The 16027-nt window shown below is 72.4% G+C and carries 17 protein-coding genes and 1 pseudogene; 11 read left to right on the top strand and 7 right to left on the bottom strand.

Features of this window, described 5'->3' with window-relative positions:
* Positions 1-188 precede the first annotated feature (188 nt).
* The gene (locus ACFYX0_RS21310; protein ID WP_388972205.1) at positions 189-725 is read left to right on the top strand and encodes a DUF6328 family protein; all 537 of its coding nucleotides are present in this window, start codon (positions 189-191) and stop codon (positions 723-725) included.
* On the opposite strand, the gene ACFYX0_RS21315 is transcribed toward ACFYX0_RS21310, so the two are convergent.
* Positions 664-1323 (bottom strand): LysE family translocator, encoded by a 660-nt coding sequence (locus ACFYX0_RS21315; protein ID WP_388972209.1) that lies wholly within the window; start codon positions 1321-1323, stop codon positions 664-666. The two genes, ACFYX0_RS21310 and ACFYX0_RS21315, sit on opposite strands and share 62 nt — an antisense overlap.
* A 65-nt stretch (positions 1324-1388) precedes the next feature.
* Here ACFYX0_RS21315 and ACFYX0_RS21320 point away from each other — a divergent pair, with 65 nt between their 5' ends.
* Positions 1389-2345, top strand: coding sequence for a LysR family transcriptional regulator (locus ACFYX0_RS21320; protein ID WP_388972454.1), 957 nt, complete (start codon positions 1389-1391; stop codon positions 2343-2345).
* A gap of 176 nt (positions 2346-2521) precedes the next feature.
* On the opposite strand, the gene ACFYX0_RS21325 is transcribed toward ACFYX0_RS21320, so the two are convergent.
* Positions 2522-2980, bottom strand: coding sequence for an ATP-binding protein (locus tag ACFYX0_RS21325; RefSeq protein WP_311691386.1), 459 nt, complete (start codon positions 2978-2980; stop codon positions 2522-2524).
* Between the two features lie 259 nt (positions 2981-3239).
* Here ACFYX0_RS21325 and ACFYX0_RS21330 point away from each other — a divergent pair, with 259 nt between their 5' ends.
* Both ACFYX0_RS21330 and ACFYX0_RS21335 read left to right on the top strand, forming a co-directional pair.
* Complete coding sequence (locus ACFYX0_RS21330; RefSeq protein WP_355908159.1) at positions 3240-4100, top strand: helix-turn-helix transcriptional regulator; 861 nt, start codon at positions 3240-3242, stop codon at positions 4098-4100.
* A gap of 9 nt (positions 4101-4109) precedes the next feature.
* Entirely contained in the window at positions 4110-4334 is a 225-nt protein-coding gene (locus ACFYX0_RS21335; RefSeq protein ID WP_355908162.1) for a DUF397 domain-containing protein, read from the top strand.
* 160 nt (positions 4335-4494) lie between these two features.
* On the opposite strand, the gene ACFYX0_RS21340 is transcribed toward ACFYX0_RS21335, so the two are convergent.
* Positions 4495-5622, bottom strand: a complete 1128-nt coding sequence (locus ACFYX0_RS21340) for an 8-amino-7-oxononanoate synthase (RefSeq protein ID WP_388972212.1) — start codon at positions 5620-5622, stop codon at positions 4495-4497.
* Between the two features lie 147 nt (positions 5623-5769).
* Here ACFYX0_RS21340 and bioB point away from each other — a divergent pair, with 147 nt between their 5' ends.
* The 3 genes from bioB to bioD are packed head-to-tail and all read left to right on the top strand — an operon-like array spanning position 5770 to position 8972.
* Positions 5770-6981, top strand: coding sequence for a biotin synthase BioB (bioB, locus tag ACFYX0_RS21345; RefSeq protein WP_388972214.1), 1212 nt, complete (start codon positions 5770-5772; stop codon positions 6979-6981).
* A complete protein-coding gene (locus tag ACFYX0_RS21350) occupies positions 6974-8254 on the top strand; it encodes an adenosylmethionine--8-amino-7-oxononanoate transaminase (RefSeq protein ID WP_355908171.1) in 1281 nt (426 codons plus the stop codon). Before bioB ends, ACFYX0_RS21350 begins: the two co-directional genes overlap by 8 nt.
* 1 nt (position 8255) lies before the next feature.
* Positions 8256-8972: a dethiobiotin synthase gene (bioD, locus tag ACFYX0_RS21355; RefSeq protein WP_388972217.1), complete on the top strand. Its 717-nt coding sequence runs from the start codon at positions 8256-8258 to the stop codon at positions 8970-8972.
* 85 nt (positions 8973-9057) lie between these two features.
* Here bioD and ACFYX0_RS21360 read toward each other — a convergent pair whose 3' ends face one another.
* Entirely contained in the window at positions 9058-9459 is a 402-nt protein-coding gene (locus ACFYX0_RS21360) for a L,D-transpeptidase family protein (protein WP_388972456.1), read from the bottom strand.
* A gap of 90 nt (positions 9460-9549) precedes the next feature.
* The gene (locus tag ACFYX0_RS21365; RefSeq protein WP_388972221.1) at positions 9550-9924 is read right to left on the bottom strand and encodes an RNA polymerase sigma factor; all 375 of its coding nucleotides are present in this window, start codon (positions 9922-9924) and stop codon (positions 9550-9552) included.
* 384 nt (positions 9925-10308) lie between these two features.
* Here ACFYX0_RS21365 and ACFYX0_RS21370 point away from each other — a divergent pair, with 384 nt between their 5' ends.
* Entirely contained in the window at positions 10309-10995 is a 687-nt protein-coding gene (locus tag ACFYX0_RS21370) for a class I SAM-dependent methyltransferase (RefSeq protein ID WP_388972225.1), read from the top strand.
* Between the two features lie 5 nt (positions 10996-11000).
* Here the strand turns inward: ACFYX0_RS21370 and ACFYX0_RS21375 are convergent, their stop codons facing one another.
* Complete coding sequence (locus ACFYX0_RS21375) at positions 11001-11375, bottom strand: fic family toxin-antitoxin system, toxin component (protein ID WP_355908183.1); 375 nt, start codon at positions 11373-11375, stop codon at positions 11001-11003.
* Positions 11372-11644, bottom strand: a complete 273-nt coding sequence (locus ACFYX0_RS21380) for a toxin-antitoxin system HicB family antitoxin (protein ID WP_388972227.1) — start codon at positions 11642-11644, stop codon at positions 11372-11374. Before ACFYX0_RS21380 ends, ACFYX0_RS21375 begins: the two co-directional genes overlap by 4 nt.
* Before the next feature lie 238 nt (positions 11645-11882).
* Here ACFYX0_RS21380 and ACFYX0_RS21385 point away from each other — a divergent pair, with 238 nt between their 5' ends.
* The 3 genes and pseudogenes from ACFYX0_RS21385 to ACFYX0_RS21395 form a co-directional block, all read left to right on the top strand.
* Positions 11883-12722 (top strand): ABC transporter ATP-binding protein, encoded by an 840-nt coding sequence (locus ACFYX0_RS21385; RefSeq protein WP_388972229.1) that lies wholly within the window; start codon positions 11883-11885, stop codon positions 12720-12722.
* Positions 12723-12729: 7 nt separating this feature from the next.
* Positions 12730-15300 carry an ABC transporter permease gene (locus ACFYX0_RS21390; RefSeq protein WP_388972231.1) on the top strand — a complete coding sequence of 857 codons (2571 nt, stop codon included), beginning with the start codon at positions 12730-12732 and terminating at the stop codon, positions 15298-15300.
* 162 nt (positions 15301-15462) lie between these two features.
* Positions 15463-15885, top strand: a pseudogene (locus ACFYX0_RS21395) (GNAT family N-acetyltransferase); the annotation flags it as partial.
* Positions 15886-16027: the final 142 nt, after the last annotated feature.

Genomic DNA, 16027 nt, shown 5'->3' on the forward strand with positions numbered 1-16027 from the left:
CTCCCTCCCCCCCCCCCCTGCGTGGTTTGGTTGTTTTTTTACCCCGGCCCCCGCGGGGGGGGGGGGGGGGGGCGGGCCCGCCCGGGGGGGGGGGGGGGGGGCGGCCGCCCGCCCCCCCCCCCCGCGGCCGGACGCCCGTGTGGCCGCCCCGGTGGCGTGAAGAGGGTCTCAGCGGTTACTCGTTCACCATGGGCGAGCGACCACCCCTCGAGGCACGGCACGAGACACCGCTGCAGCGCGCCGACCGTAACTTCGCCGAACTGCTGCAGGAACTCCGGGTCACCCAGACCGGAGTGCAGATCCTCTTCGCGTTCCTGCTGACCCTCGCCTTCACCCAGCGCTTCCCGTCCCTCGACACGGCCCAGCGCATCACGTACGTCACGACCCTGCTGCTGGCGATGGTGGCCGCGGCCCTGTTCACGGCACCGGCCGCACTGCACCGGCTGCTCTTCCAGCAGAACGTCAAGCCGGTCATCGTGCGGATCTCCTCCCGGCTCGCCGCCGCCGGGATGGTGGTGCTGGCCTTCGCCTTCACCGGCTCGGTGCTGCTGGTGGTGGACGTGTCGCTGGGCCGCACGGCGGGCATCGCGGCCGGCGCGGGAACACTCCTGGTGTGCGCGGTCCTGTGGCGCGTCCTGCCGATGCTGGTGCGGCACGCGGTCGTCAGGCCACGAGCGGCTCCAGGAGAAGCACCAGACCGAGAGCCGTCAGAGCGCCCCCGGTGATCGTCTCCATGGTGCGCGCGGCCCGCGGCCGGCGCAGGAGGCGGCCGAGCCGGTCCACGAGCAACGCGACCGCGGGGAACCACACCAGCGAGACCGCGAGCACGATCAGGGCGAGCACCAGGGTCCTCGGCATCGCGGGGCTGCCCGCGGGCACGAACTGCGGCAGCAGGCTGAGGAAGGTCAGGGACGCCTTCGGGTTGAGCGCGTTGGTCACAAAGCCCTGCCGCAGCGGCCGCCCCCGGGGCACGTCGCGCGCCACCGAAAGCTCGTCGTGGCCGGGGGTCGGCCCGGCCACGACGGGGGCGTGGGTCTCCGAGCAGCGCAGTCCCCAGAGGGTGCGTGCGCCGAGGTAGAGCACATAGCCACCGCCGAGCAGTTGCAGCGTGCGGAACAGCCCGGGCACGGCCACCAGCACCGTGGCGACTCCGGCGACCGCCAGCGTCGTATGGATGAGCAGCCCGCCCGCGATCCCCAGGGCGCAGACGACACTGGCGCGCCGGGAGATCAGAGCGTTGCGTACGACGACCGCGAAGTCCGCGCCCGGCATGGCGACCATGCCCGCGGCCACACCGGTGAAGGCGATGAGCTGTGTGTCCATGCGGACCACCCTGCCGTCCGCGACCCTTTAAAAGATATGTCGAATATTCTGGAGGAGTCTTAAGCATCTCTTTAGGCTTCACCTCGGACCGACAGGGGGAACGCGCGTACGACCCGACACGGCTCGCGGCGCTGGTGGCGGTCGCCGAGGCCGGTTCGATCACCCGGGCCGCCGAGCGCGTCGGCTACACGCCGCCCGCGCTCTCGCAACAGCTGGCCAAGCTGGAACGGGAGGCGGGCACCGCGCTGCTCGTGCGCCATCCGCGGGGAACCCGGCTGACGGGGGCCGGGGAACTGCTGGTGGTCCGTGCGCGGCGGGTGCTGGACGAGCTGGAGCGGGCCCGGCACGAACTGGCGCGGCTCACCGGACTCAGGGGCGGCACGCTGCGGCTCGGCACCTTTCCCACCGCGGGCATCCATCTGCTGCCGCCGGCGCTCAGCACGTTCCACCGGGCGTATCCGGACGTGGAACTGGCGGTCGCGGACTACGATCCGCCGACCGGGGTGCACGCGGTGGCAGCGGGCGACATCGATCTGGCGCTGACCCACACCTACGAGCCCGCCGAGCCCGTACCGCTGCCGTCGTCCGTGTCCCTGGAAGCCGTACTGACGGAGGAGCTGGTCCTGGTCACGAGCCCCGGCCATGCACTTAGCGCGGAGGCGTCGCGGCTGCCGCCCGCCGAGCTGGCCGGGCAGCCGCTGATCAGCATGGCGCCGCACCACCCGGCGCGGCGCGGTGTGGAGGCCGCCCTCGCCGCCGCCGGGGCCACCCCGGCGGTCCTGGTCGAGACGCCGGGATACGCCGTGGTGTGCGCACTGGTCAGTGCCGGTCTCGGGGTGGCGGTGGTGCCGGAGATGGTGGCCAGGACCACGGCGACCCCGCTCGGGGTACGGCCCCTGGAGCCGGGCACCCTGCGCCGTACGATCTCGGTCGCGCACCGCACCGACGAGCCGGCACCCGCGGCCGACGCCTTCCGCGCCCTGCTGCGCGGCGCCTTCGGCCGAGCGGCGCGGCCCATCTGAGCGACGCGGCACGGCTGAGCAACGCGGCACGGCTGAGCGGCCACCGGCACGGCTGAGCAACGCGGCACGGCTGAGCGGCCACCGGCACGGCACCGGGACGGGACCCGCCCGGCACCGGGTGGCCGAGCCGCCCGTCCGCGGGCCGGACCTCCGCGCTGCCACCGCTGCCGCCGCCGTCAGGGATCCGGTTGTCCCGCCGCCGAGACCGACCGCACGGGAATGGTCCACGGCAGTTCGATCGCGACCGTCTTGCCGCCCTCCCGGGTGGGCCGCACCGTGAGCGTCCCGCCGTGCTCGGCGGTCAGCCAGCGGACGATCACCATGCCGCGGCCGTTGTCCTGCTGCACGGAGGCCGGCAGCCGCTTGGGGAAGCGGGGATGGCTGTCCGTGACGCCGATGCGCAGTAATTCCTCCCGCGCGAGCGCGATGTCGACCGTGAACGTCGGTGACTGCCCGAAGGTGTGCTGCACCGCATTGGTCGCCAGTTCGGACACGATCAGGCGGACGGAGTCGGCGACTTCGGCATCGCTCGGCAGACCCCATTCCGTGAGAATGTCCGAGACATATGTTCGGGCGGCGGAGACCGAGGCGGGATCGCTCGGCAGAGTGACGGATGCTTCCTGATGATCTGCCATGGCGACGTCGTCCCTTTCCCACGGGACCAAAGTCCGACACGGGGCGGTCTGGTCGAGAACGCTCCCGGACTTGGTACTGCGCGCCAGACTGCCATCACCAGGGCTCTCCCGGGTGTCATCCCCCGAGATATGCATATATCTGTCGCCCGAAGCGGTGAACTCTCCGACGACCGACCGTATTCGTGCGGCCCCCGGGGTCATGCTTTACCGTCGCTTACCGTCGCAGTGGGAACCGCGCGCCGGGCGGAGGGAGTCGGCCATGCAGTACGGACCAGCGGTACGCCGCCGCAAACTCGGTGCCGAATTGCGCGAGCTGCGCGCCCGGGCGGGTCTCACGAGCGGTCAGGCGGCCGCCTGTGTCGGCTGGCACCAGTCGAAGGTGAGCCGGATCGAGACGGGCTCCAGCGGGGTCAAGCCGCGGGACGTAGGGCTGCTGCTGGACGCGTACGGCGTCGAGGACCCCGAACTGCGGGAACTGCTGCTGGTGCTGGCGGGCTCGGAGGACGGCGACGGCCGGCAGAACTGGTGGCACGCCTACCGCGGGATGCTGCCCCCGGCCTACCGCGACTTCATCAGCCTGGAGTCACAGGCGAGCGGGATGCGCACGCTGGAGACCTCGGTGGTGCCGGGCCTGCTGCAGACGCCGGACTACGCCCGGGCCGTCACCCGGGCCGCCGTGGGCGCTCTGGAGGACACCCAGCTGGACGCCCTGGTGGAGGTGCGGCTCGCCCGTCAGGAGGTGCTGCGCGCGGATCCGCCGCTGCGGCTGAACGCCGTGCTGGACGAGGCGGTGCTGCGCCGGGAGGTCGGTGGGCCCAGGACCATGACACGGCAGCTGAAGCGGCTGCTGGACGCGGCCCGGTTGCCCCATGTGCGGCTCCAGGTGCTGCCGTTCGCCGCCGGGGCGCATATCGGAATCACCGGGCCTTTCGTTATCTTCTCCTTTCCGAGCAGATCTGATCTGGATGTAGTCGTTCTCGACCACTTGACGAGTAGCCTCTACCTCGAACGGAAAGAAGACCTCCAGGCCTACTGCGAGGCCTTCGACACCCTTCGGATCCACGCCCTTTCGCCCGAGGACTCGTTGGATTACATCGCCGCGTTGGCGGGCGATGCGTAAGGAGGCACCATGTCAGCACCGCCTCGGCACATCCCTGTCAGTACCTCACTCCACGGCACACGGTGGCGACGCAGCAGCCGCAGCACGGGAATGAACAACTGCGTCGAGACCGCCCGTACGGACACCGGCCCCTGGCAGGGACTGGTCGCCGTGCGCGACTCCAAGAACGTGACCGGCCCGGCCCTGCTCTTCACCCCAGACGCCTGGAAGGAGTTCCTGACGGGCCTGAGCTGATCGTCGCCGTTCGACTCGGGCTCTTTTGAGCCATTTTCGAGTCGATTACCCCCTCACGTCCGATCGATTTCCCCCCCGTCCGACGGAGTACTCCGCTCACGGCTCCGGCTCCGTACCGCTCATCCGCGTACGAGGAGCGACGCACGGCCGTCCCGCCGACTCACGGTCGCGTCTCGCCGATCACGCGCACGGCGTGCTCGATCTGCCCGTCGGTGAGATCCGCACGGGCCGTCAGCCGAAGCCGTGAGATGCCGTCGGGCACCGACGGCGGACGGAAGCAGCCGACGGCGACCCCCGCCGCCCGGCAGTCCGCCGCCCAGCGCACCGCCAGTTCGGGAGAAGGAGCCCGCACGGAGACCACGGCGGCGTCCGGGCGCACCGCCTCATGGCCCTCGGCCGTGAGGCGGGCGCGCAGGGTCGCCGCCACCGTGCGGGCCCGCTCGGCACGCTCCGGCTCGCGGCGCAGCAGACGCAGCGCCGCCAGCGCCGCGCCGACCGCCGCCGGGGCGAGCCCGGTGTCGAAGATGAACGTCCGCGCCGCGTTGACCAGATGGTCGATCACCGGCGCCGGACCGAGGACCGCCCCGCCCTGGCTGCCGAGCGACTTCGACAGCGTCACAGTCGCCACCACGTCCGGCGCGCCCGCGAGACCGGCCGCGTACGGGGCGCCCCGGCCGCCGGCCCCGAGCAGGCCGAGCCCGTGGGCGTCGTCGACGATCAGCCCGGCGTCGAACTCCCGTGCCGCCTCCGCCAGTCCGGCCAGCGGTGCCGCGTCGCCGTCCACCGAGAACACCGTGTCGGAGACCACGACGGCGGGCCCGCGGTGGGTGCCGAGCGCCTTGCGGACCGCCCGGGGGTCGGCGTGCGCGACGACCTCGGTGTTGCCGCGGGCGAGCCGGCAGCCGTCGATGAGCGAGGCGTGGTTGCCCGCGTCGGAGACGATGAGGGAGCCGTGCGGCGCGAGCGCGGTGACGGCCGCGAGATTGGCCGCGTAGCCGGAGGAGAAGACGAGCGCCGCCTCGAAGCCGCAGAAGTCGGCGAGCTCGCGCTCCAGTTCGCCGTGGAGTTCCGTCGTTCCGGTGACGAGCCGGGAGCCGGTCGAGCCGCCGCCCCACCGCCGGGCCGCCTCCGCGGCGCCCTCGGTGACCTCCGGATGGCGGGACAGACCCAGGTAGTCGTTGCCGGCCAGATCGAGCAGCGGGGCGTCGGCGGACCGGGGACGCAGCGTCCGGACGAGTCCGGCCCGGCGGCGCGCCCGCGCCTGTTCGTCGATCCAGCCGAACGCCATGGTTCCTCCGGGGCATTTGTAGGCAGTGCACAGACCCTAGCGGCACGACCAGCAGCCCAGGGTGTGGCAATACCCACACGTCGAACGGTGTCTGTTGTGCAAACTCTCCTTGGCCCGGGACGGTCCCGTAGGACAGGATCGGCTCTCATGGACCTGCTGAACACGCTGGTGGACAAGGGGTTGCGGCGCGAGGTGCCGACCCGCGAGGAGGCGCTGGCCGTCCTCGCCACTTCCGACGACGACGTGCTCGATGTGGTGGCCGCGGCCGGCAAGGTGCGCCGCCACTGGTTCGGCCGACGGGTGAAACTCAACTATCTCGTCAACCTGAAGTCGGGCCTGTGCCCGGAGGACTGTTCCTACTGCTCCCAGCGGCTCGGCTCGAAGGCCGACATCCTCAAGTACACCTGGCTCAAGGCCGACGAGGCCTCGAAGGCCGCCGCGGCCGGGGTCGCGGGCGGCGCCAAGCGGGTCTGCCTGGTGGCGAGCGGCCGCGGGCCCACCGACCGGGACGTGGACCGGGTCTCCGACACCATCAGGACCATCAAGGAGCAGAACGAGGGCGTCGAGGTGTGCGCCTGCCTCGGTCTGCTCGCCGACGGCCAGGCGGAGCGCCTGCGCACGGCGGGCGCCGACGCCTACAACCACAACCTCAACACCTCCGAGGCGACCTACGGGGACATCACCACCACCCACACCTACGCCGACCGGGTGGACACGGTCCACAAGGCGCACGCCGCCGGTCTGTCGGCCTGCTCCGGGCTGATCGCGGGCATGGGCGAGAGCGACGAGGACCTGGTGGACGTCGTCTTCTCCCTGCGGGAGCTGGACCCTGACTCCGTTCCGGTGAACTTCCTGATCCCGTTCGAGGGCACTCCGCTCGCGAAGGAGTGGAACCTGACGCCGCAGCGGTGTCTGCGGATCCTCGCCATGGTCCGGTTCGTCTGCCCGGACGTCGAGGTGCGGATCGCGGGCGGACGCGAGGTCCACCTCCGTTCGATGCAGCCGCTGGCCCTGCATCTGGCCAACTCCATCTTCCTCGGGGACTACCTGACCAGCGAGGGCCAGGCGGGCAAGGCCGACCTGGAGATGATCGCCGACGCCGGGTTCGAGGTGGAGGGCACCGACCAGGTGACGCTCCCCGAGCACCGGGGGGCGGGCGGCTGCGGGTCGCAGGGGGACGCCGGGTGCGGCTCCCATGAGGGCGCCGGGTGCGGGTCGCACGAAGGTGCCGGATGCGGGTCGCACGAGGGGGGCGATGTCTGCGGCTCCGCTTCGGTGCCGCCGGTCGGCGAGCCCCGCACGGATCTGGTCGCGGTGCGCCGCCGGGGCGCCGGAACGGATGTCGCGCCCAATGCCTGAGTGGTCCGTGGACGAGCTGCTGGCGCTCGACCGGCAGCACGTCTGGCATCCGTACGGCCCCATGCCGGGCCGGCAGGAGCCGCTCGTCGTGGAGTCGGCGAGCGGAGTGCGGCTGCGGCTCGCCGACGGCTCCGGCGAACTCGTCGACGGCATGTCGTCCTGGTGGGCGGCGATCCACGGCTACAACCACCCGGTGCTCAACGAGGCGGTGCGCGAGCAGCTCGGGCGGATGAGCCATGTGATGTTCGGCGGGCTCACCCATGAGCCCGCCGTGCGGCTGGCGAAGCGCCTTGTCGACATGTCACCGGACGGTCTGGAGCATGTGTTCCTCGCCGACTCGGGCTCGGTCTCGGTCGAGGTCGCGGTCAAGATGTGCCTGCAGTACTGGCGCTCGCTCGGCCGCCCCGCCAAGCAGCGGCTGCTGACCTGGCGCGGCGGCTATCACGGCGACACCTGGCACCCGATGTCCGTGTGCGACCCCGAGGGCGGCATGCATGAGCTGTGGCGCGGCGTCCTGCCCCGGCAGCTGTTCACCGAGGCGCCGCCGGCCGCCTACGAGGAGTCGTACGCCGACCTGTTGCGCGAGACGATCGCACGGCAGGCGGACGAACTGGCCGCGGTGATCATCGAGCCGGTGGTGCAGGGCGCGGGCGGGATGCGGTTCCACTCCCCCTCGTATCTGCGGGTGCTGCGCGAGGCCTGCGACGCGCATGACGTGCTGCTCGTGTTCGACGAGATCGCCACCGGGTTCGGTCGCACGGGCGCGCTGTTCGCGGCCGACCACGCGGCGGTGACCCCCGATGTGATGTGTGTCGGCAAGTCGCTGACCGGGGGTTATCTGACCATGGCGGCAACGCTGTGCACCCCGCGGGTGGCCGAGGGGATCTCCCGGGGCGAGGTGCCCGTGCTCGCGCACGGTCCCACCTTCATGGGCAACCCGCTGGCGGCGGCTGTCGCCTGCGCGTCGCTCGACCTGCTGCTCGGCCAGGACTGGCAGGCGGAGGTCAAGCGGATCGAGGCGGGCCTGAAGGAGGGCCTCGCCCCCGCGCGGGAGCTGCCCGGGGTGCGCGAGGTGCGGGTGCTCGGCGCCATCGGCGTCGTGCAGCTCGACCACGAGGTGGACATGGCGGCGGCGACCCGGGCCGCCGTGCGCGAGGGAGTGTGGCTGCGTCCGTTCCGCGACCTCGTCTACACGATGCCGCCGTATGTGACCGGGGACGCGGACGTGGCACTGATCGGGCGCGCGGTGTGCGCGGCGGCACAGGAGGGCTGAGATGTCGGTACTGGTGGTCACGGGAACCGGCACCGAGGTCGGGAAGACGGTCACGACCGCCGCCGTCGCGGCGGTGGCGGTGGCCGCGGGCCGGTCGGTGGCCGTGCTCAAGCCCGCGCAGACGGGCGTGGGACCGGACGAACGCGGGGACGCCGACGAGGTGGCCCGGCTCGCGGGCGCCCTGACGGTGTGTGAACTCGGCCGCTACCCCGATCCGTTGGCGCCCGCGACGGCTGCCCGGCGGGCCGGACTGCCGCCGGTGCGGCCGCAGGAGGTGGCCGAGGCGGCCGCGAAACTGGCGGTCGAGCACGACCTCGTGCTCGTCGAGGGCGCGGGCGGGCTGCTCGTCCGGTTCGACGACGAGGACGGCACCCTGGCGGACGTGGCCCGGCTGCTGGCGGCACCGGTGCTCGTGGTGGCGACGGCCGGCCTCGGCACCCTCAACGTCTCCGAGCTGACGGCCCTGGAGGTGCGGCGCCGGGGGCTCGACCTGGCGGGCATGGTGATCGGCAGCTGGCCCGCGGCCCCGGATCTCGCGTCGCGGTGCAACCTCGCGGACCTTCCGGCGGTGACACGGGCGCCGCTGCTCGGAGCGCTGCCCGCGGGCGCCGGGTCCTACGCGCCCGCCGACTTCCGCGCCGGAGCGCCGGGTTGGCTGGCACCGCGGCTCGGCGGGACATGGGACCCGGAGGCGTTCGCCTCGTCGCACGCGTCGTAGGCGATCCGTTCCCCTGCCGCGGCGGCTTGGACAGCCGTGCTCCGGCCCGCTCGGGTTCGCCCCCGCGGGCCGGCCGCGGTCGCGGTCATCGGGCGAGGGAGTCCGCGTCGCCCATGACGACGACCGGGTGGTCAGCGGGGTCGAGGGCCCGCAGCAACTGCTTCATGTGCGTCCTGGAGAGGCTGACGCAGGCGTGTGTGGGGCCGCCGTGGTCGACGTGGATCCATATGCCCCCCGCCGCGGTTCCGGCCCATCGGCTGGGTGCCGTCCGTCGGTGACGTGCCGGGCTGCCGGTTGTAGTTGATGGCGATGACGTAGTCGAAGGAACCGGCCAGTGATTCGCCCTCGAGACCGGGCCCGCCGACGGTGAAGGCGCCGGACCGGTGGTAGCCGCTTCCGCGTCGCCGCGGTGCGAGTTCGTGTGCCGCGCGGTCGTCCGTCGCCCCGGCGACGATGCGTGCGAGGTCCTCCCGCTGCCGCGCGGGATCGGCCGGCCGGGACGGGTCCAGTCCGTCGGGCCGTGCGCCCGCGAGGACCTGCATGACGTCGGGCCGCCCGGACCGCTTCTGGGTGTTCTTCACGCGGGTGCTCCTTCGTGACGGGTGGGGTACGGGGCCTCTACGGCAGGTGCGGACGCCGCCTGTGCCACGGGTGCCGCTTTCAGGGCCTTCTCCAGACGGCGGCGGGCCCCGTACAGCCGGACGGTCAGCGTCGCGGTGGTGCAGTCCAGGACCCGTGCGGCCACCTTGGCGCTCAGGCCGTGCCAGGCGATCAGCGTCAGCAGTTCCCGGTCGGCCTCCGGCAGGCTCGCGAGGGCCTGCAACGCGCTGTGCCGATCGGTGACCTCCACCGCGACGTCACCGGCCTCGGTCCGGGCGCCACCGCTGATGCGCCGCGCCTCCTCGGCGGCGAGGGCGTACTGATGGGCGTCCCGGCGGCGCAGCTCGCGCACCAAGGTTGCGGGCCACGCCCAGGAGCCACGGCAGCGCCGGATGAGGAATGTCCCGCACCCGCCGCCGGGCGACGGTGAACGTCTCGCTGGTGATGTCCTCCCCTGCCTGCCGTCCCACCAGGCTGGTGGCGTAGGCGAGGACACGCGGATGGCACTCCTCGTAGACGTCCCGGAAGCGTTGGGCATGGGTCACGCGCCGTCCCCCCATCTCGGCTCTCTCACCGAGCAATGAGCGCAGCGGCACGCTTCCTACATCCCGAGCCGAAAATCATGGAGATGTGGTTCACGTCACTCGGGAGAGCAGGACCTTGCGGGCAATGGGGATGCGACGGCGGGCGCGGGGGAAACTCCCCATAAGGTCCGTCTCCTCCCCCGGAGGTGCTCATGGCGCCACCGTCCGCCCGTCCCCGTGCGCAGTCGCGCGACACCGTGCACCATCCGCTCTTCGCCCGCGCCTACGAACGGATCAGTGTGGCCGCCGAGACCCGCGGCGGTGTGGGGCCGATACGGGACCGGCTGCTGGCCGGGCTGTCCGGCCGGGTGATCGAGATCGGGGCGGGCAACGGGCTGAACTTCGCCCACTATCCGCGGACGGTCTCGGAGGTCGTCGCCATCGAACCGGAGCGGCGACTGCGCCGGCGGGCGGTCGAGGAGGCCCTGCGCGCCGACGTGCCCGTGGACGTGGCCCCGGGTGCGGCGGAGGCGCTGCCGGTCAAAAGCGAGGCCTTCGACGCGGCGGTCCTCTCGCTGGTGCTGTGCAGCGTGCGGGACGTGGCCCGGGCGCTGGCCGAGGTGCGGCGGGTGCTGCGGCCCGGCGGGACCCTGAGGTTCTTCGAGCACGGAGCGGGCGGAGGACCCGCGATGCGGTACGTCCAGCGGGCCCTGGACCGCACGGTGTGGCCGCCCCTCATGGGGGGCTGCCATCTCTCCCGGGACCCGGTCGGGGCCCTGCGCGCCGCGGGCTTCGAACTGGGCCCCTACCGAGCGGCGTTCATGCCGGAGCAGGGGCCGCGGCTGCCGATGTCGTACTGCGTGCTGGGCACCGCCTGGCGGCCCGAGCGCGGGGAGTAGTCACGTCACAGGCTCCACTGCCGCAGCTCCCGGGCGATGTCGTCCACCGAGGCCGCGCCGCTCTTGACCAGCCGGGCCAGATCACGCACCTGCTCCGGTGAGGTGACGACCTTGACGCCGCTGGCGACGAGATAGGCGTAGGCGACCGCGGAGGCGAACAGCGCGTTGGAGCGCTCCAGCGCCGGTATGTGCAGCAGGAGTTGCAGCAGGGCGGCGGCGCGAGTGTGCGGGGTGTCGTAGACCGGGACGCCGAATATCTCCGCCTCGTGCCGGCTCACCGCCGCGACCAGCGCTCCCCAGTCGGTGACCTGGGGATCCCCGGGCGTCTTCTGTTCGGCGACCATCAGCAGCCAGGCGAGGTCGATTCTGAGAGGGCTCAACGGCTCAGTGACGTGCCCTCGCCCCGGCGCGCCCCCGAGCTTTCGGCCCGGCCCTCGGGGGCGGACCCGAACTCCTCAGCGAACACGGACTCGTACTGCTTCATGAAGTCGGCGGCGGCCTCGACGAACGTGTGGCCGACCTCGCCCGTGTCCTGCCGGACCAGTTCCTCGATGTAGCGATTGACGCTCATACCGCGCTCCAGGGCACGTTCGCGGGCGGCTCGGGCGGTGTCCTCGTCCACCCTCACGTTCAGCTGGGTCTTCGCCATGCTTCGACGCTAGCGCTGGGGTGCTAGCACCGGCAAGGGGGCATAGGGGCCGGCGCCCCGCGGGGCGAGCGCCCCCGCGCGCCGCCGGCCCGGCGGACCGGCCGGTGACCTGGATACGACCCCTGAGGGAGGTATGCCCTGGGCTCAGGGGGATACCGGGTGTGCCGCGCATCACATTACGCTCGTGCGGGACAGGACGAGCGAAGAGGCCGGAACGTCCACGACCGAGGAGGCGGCCTTGTCCACTGCTGCTGCGGAGCACTCCCCCGGCCGCGGGGAGGCGGACGGTGTCGCCGCCCGCGCCCGGGGGCTGACGAAGGCATACGGCTCGGGGGAGACGACGGTGCTCGCCCTCGACGCGGTCGACGTGGACATCGCACGCGGCCGTTTCACCGCGGTCATGGGCCCCTCGGGCTCCGGGAAGTCGACCCTCATGCACTGCCTGGCGGGGCTCGACACCGTATCGGCCGGGCAGGTGTGGCTGGGCAACACCGAGATCACCGGCCTGAAGGACCGCGAGCTGACGAGGCTGCGCCGGGACCGGATCGGCTTCATGTTCCAGTCGTTCAATCTCGTCCCCACGCTGAACGCGGCCGAGAACATCACCCTGCCCATGGACATCGCGGGCCGCCGGCCCGACCGGAAGTGGCTCGACCAGGTGATCGACACCCTCGGGCTGCGCGACCGGCTGACACACCGGCCCGCGCAGCTGTCCGGCGGGCAGCAGCAGCGCGTCGCATGCGCCCGCGCGCTCGTCTCCCGCCCCGAGCTGATCTTCGCGGACGAGCCGACGGGCAACCTCGACTCCCGGTCCGGGCTGGAGGTGCTGGGTTTTCTGCGCGAGGCGGTCGACGCGCTGGGGCAGACCGTCGTCATGGTCACGCACGACCCGGGCGCGGCGGCCCACTCCGACCTGGTGCTGTTCCTGGCCGACGGGCGGATCGTGGACGAGATGACGCGCCCCACGGCACCCGCGGTGCTGGAACGCATGCGTCTGTTCGCCGGGGGTCATCAGCAGGCTCCCGCCTCCGGCACGGTCCCGGCGGGCAGGGACGACGCGGTCCGCCGCGAGGACTGAGGCGACCGTGCTGAAGGCGACACTGCGCAGCTTCCTGGCACACAAGGGACGGCTCGCCCTCTCGGCCCTGGCGATCGTGCTGTCGGTGGCGTTCGTCGCGGGCAGCCTGATCTTCTCGGACACGGTCACCCGTACCTTCGACCGGTTGTTCGCCTCCACCGCGGCCGATGTGACGGTCAGCCCCAAGGAGGACCTGACCTCGCCGCTCCCGAGCGGGGTGACCGCGACCCTGCCCGCCTCGCTCGCCGGGCGGATCGCCCGGGTGGACGGGGTGGCGGCGGCCCATGTGGACGTCGCCGTCCGGAACATCACGGTCGTCGACCACAGGAACGAACCCGTGGGCCCGACCACGGGCGCGCCCACCATCGCGAAGAACTGGTACGTCACCGACCGCAGCCCGGTGAAGCTGACCTCGGGGCACGCTCCGCACGGCCCCGGGGAGGCGCTGCTCGACGCGGACACGGCCCGGCACAAGCAGGTGCGGATCGGCGACACGCTGAGGGTGCTCGCCCAGCCCGGCTCGTTCACGGTGCGGGTGGTCGGGATCGCCACCTTCACGACCACCAACCCGGGCGCCGCCCTGGTCTTCCTGGACACCCCGACCGCCCAGACCCGGCTGCTCGGCCGGCCCGGCACGGCCACAGCCATCTCGGTCGACGCGGCCCCGGGCCTGACCGACGCACGGCTCAAGGAGCGGATCGCGGCGGCGCTCCCCTCGTCCGGCGGCTACGACCTGAAGACCGCGGGCGAGCAGGCCAAGTCCAGCACCGACCAGCTCGGCGCGTTCCTCGACGTGATCAAGTACGTGATGCTGGGCTTCGCCGGCATCGCCGTACTCGTCGGTGTGTTCCTCATCGTCAACACGTTCTCGATGCTCATCGCCCAGCGCACCCGTGAACTGGGCCTGCTGCGCGCCCTGGGCGCCGACCGGCGGCAGGTGCGCCGGTCCGTGCTGACGGAGGCCCTGCTGCTCGGCCTGGTCTCCGCGACGCTCGGACTCGCCGCGGGGATCGGGCTCGCGGCCGGACTGATCCGCCTGATGAGCGCGTTCGGCATGAACCTCAGGTCCACCGAGATGGTGATCGGCTGGGGCACCCCCGTCGCCGCGTACGTCGTGGGGGTCGGCGTCACCTTCGTCGCCGCGTATCTCCCGGCCCGGCGCGCGGCCGCCGTCTCCCCCATGGCCGCCCTGGCGGACGCCGAGGTCGCCGGCGTGGGACGGCCCCTGACGATCCGCGCGGTGGCAGGGGCGATCATCGGCGCGCTGGGCGTGGCCGCCCTGGCCGGCTGCGTACGGGCGGACCAGACCGCGCCGGCCGCCTCCCTGCTCGGGGTCGGCGTGGTCCTCACGCTCGTCGCCACGGTGATCGCGGGCCCGCTGCTGGTGCGGCCCGTGATCCGGGTGCTCGGTGGTGCCTTTCCCGCGCTGTTCGGCACCGTCGGGCGGATGAGCCAGCGCAACGCGCTGCGCAATCCGCGCCGCACCGGCGCCACCGCCTCCGCGCTGATGGTCGGGATCGCCCTGGTCGCCGGGATGTCGGTGGCGAGCACCTCGATGTCCAAGTCGTTCGACCAGCAGATCGACAAGACGCTGGGCGCCGACTTCGTGGTGCAGAACGCCAACTTCCAGCCGTTCTCGAAGGAGATCACCGACCGGGTCAGGGCCACGGGCGGCGCGGGGCTCGTCGTCCGCCAGCGGTTCACCCCCGTGGCACTCCGGCTGCCGGACGGCAGACACGTCGAGACGACCGCCGGGGGCTACGACCCGCCGCTGGACGCCGTGGCGCACATCAACTACGTCCAGGGCGACACCACCACCGCGCTCGCGGACGGCGCCCTCGCCATGGACGTGACCTTCGCGAAGGACCACGGCGTCCATGTCGGCAGCACCCTTCCCGTCCGGTTCCCGGACGGGCGCAGCGCCGGCCTCAGGGTCGGCGCGCTCACCGACCAGGGCACCTCGGACGGCTTCGGCACCGAGGGCGGGCTCTTCCTCGGGATGGCCACGTTGCAGAGGTACGTGCCGGACGCACAGGACTCCGCGCTGTATGTGAACGCCGCCCCCGGCACGCCCAAGGACCGGCTGCGGTCCCGTCTGGAGCAGACACTCGATCCGTACCCCCAGGTGCAGGTCCGGGACCAGGCCGACTACAAGAAGCTGGTGCACGACCAGATCGCGGTGCTGCTCTATCTCGTCTACGCGCTGCTCGGCCTGGCGATCATCATCGCGGTGCTCGGCGTGGTCAACACCCTGGCCCTGTCGGTCGTGGAGCGCACCCGGGAGATCGGGCTGCTGCGCGCGATCGGGCTCGCCCGGCGGCAGCTGCGCCGGATGATCCGGCTGGAGTCCGTGGTGATCGCCGTGTTCGGGGCCGTCCTCGGGCTGGCGCTCGGGCTGGTGTGGGGGCTGTGCATCCACCGGGTGCTGGCGTTGCAGGGCATGAAGGCGCTGGCGATCCCCTGGAGCACCATCGTGGCCGTCGTGGTGGGCTCGGCGGTCGTGGGCGTGGTGGCCGCGCTGCTGCCCGCGCTGCGCGCCTCGCGGATGAATGTGCTGGCGGCCATCGCGCACGAGTGATCGCGCCCTGGGGAAGTCCTGGCGATGTCCTGGCGAAGTCGTGCGGCGACGGGAGGAGTTCGGAGCGCGGGCGGTCCGGTCCGGCGGTCGTCCGAGCGAGCGCTCCGGCCCGGTCGCGCCGATCCTGCCGTACCGCCCGACCCGGCATGATCTGATCAACGTATGAGCGAACTGCGGATACGGGCCGCCGGGCCCGCGGACCTCGACATTGTGCTGTCCTTCTGGAGGGCGGCCGCCGAGGGCACGAGCATCAGCGACGACCGCGACGGCGTGACACGGCTGCTCGCCCGCGACCCGGAGGCGCTGCTTCTCGCCGAGGAGGACGGCGCACTGGCCGGCACGGTGATCGCCGGTTTCGACGGCTGGCGCTGCCATCTGTACCGGCTCGCGGTGCACCCGGAGCGGCGGCGGCGCGGTATCGGCTCGGCGCTCCTGGCCGCCGCGGAGGAGCGCTTCGTACGGCTCGGGGGGCGCCGTGGGGATGCCATGGTGCTGCAACCCAACGAGAGGGCCCAGCATGCGTGGCGGGCCGCCGGCTACGCGCCCGAGGAGCAGTGGCGCCGCTGGGTGAAGCCCTTGGCGAACAGTGCGATTTTGCCGATCTTTTACCATGGAGAGGATGAACGGTCCTCCCACGGGGTCAACCCGTCCCACCATGGAGATGTGTGAGCATCAGCCGAAGAGCGAGCCTCCCAGAGCCCGACCTCGCGCGGTCGCCGCGTCCCCG

This window comes from Streptomyces sp. NPDC002573, from assembly GCF_042889625.1.
Taxonomy (GTDB): domain Bacteria; phylum Actinomycetota; class Actinomycetes; order Streptomycetales; family Streptomycetaceae; genus Streptomyces; species Streptomyces gibsoniae.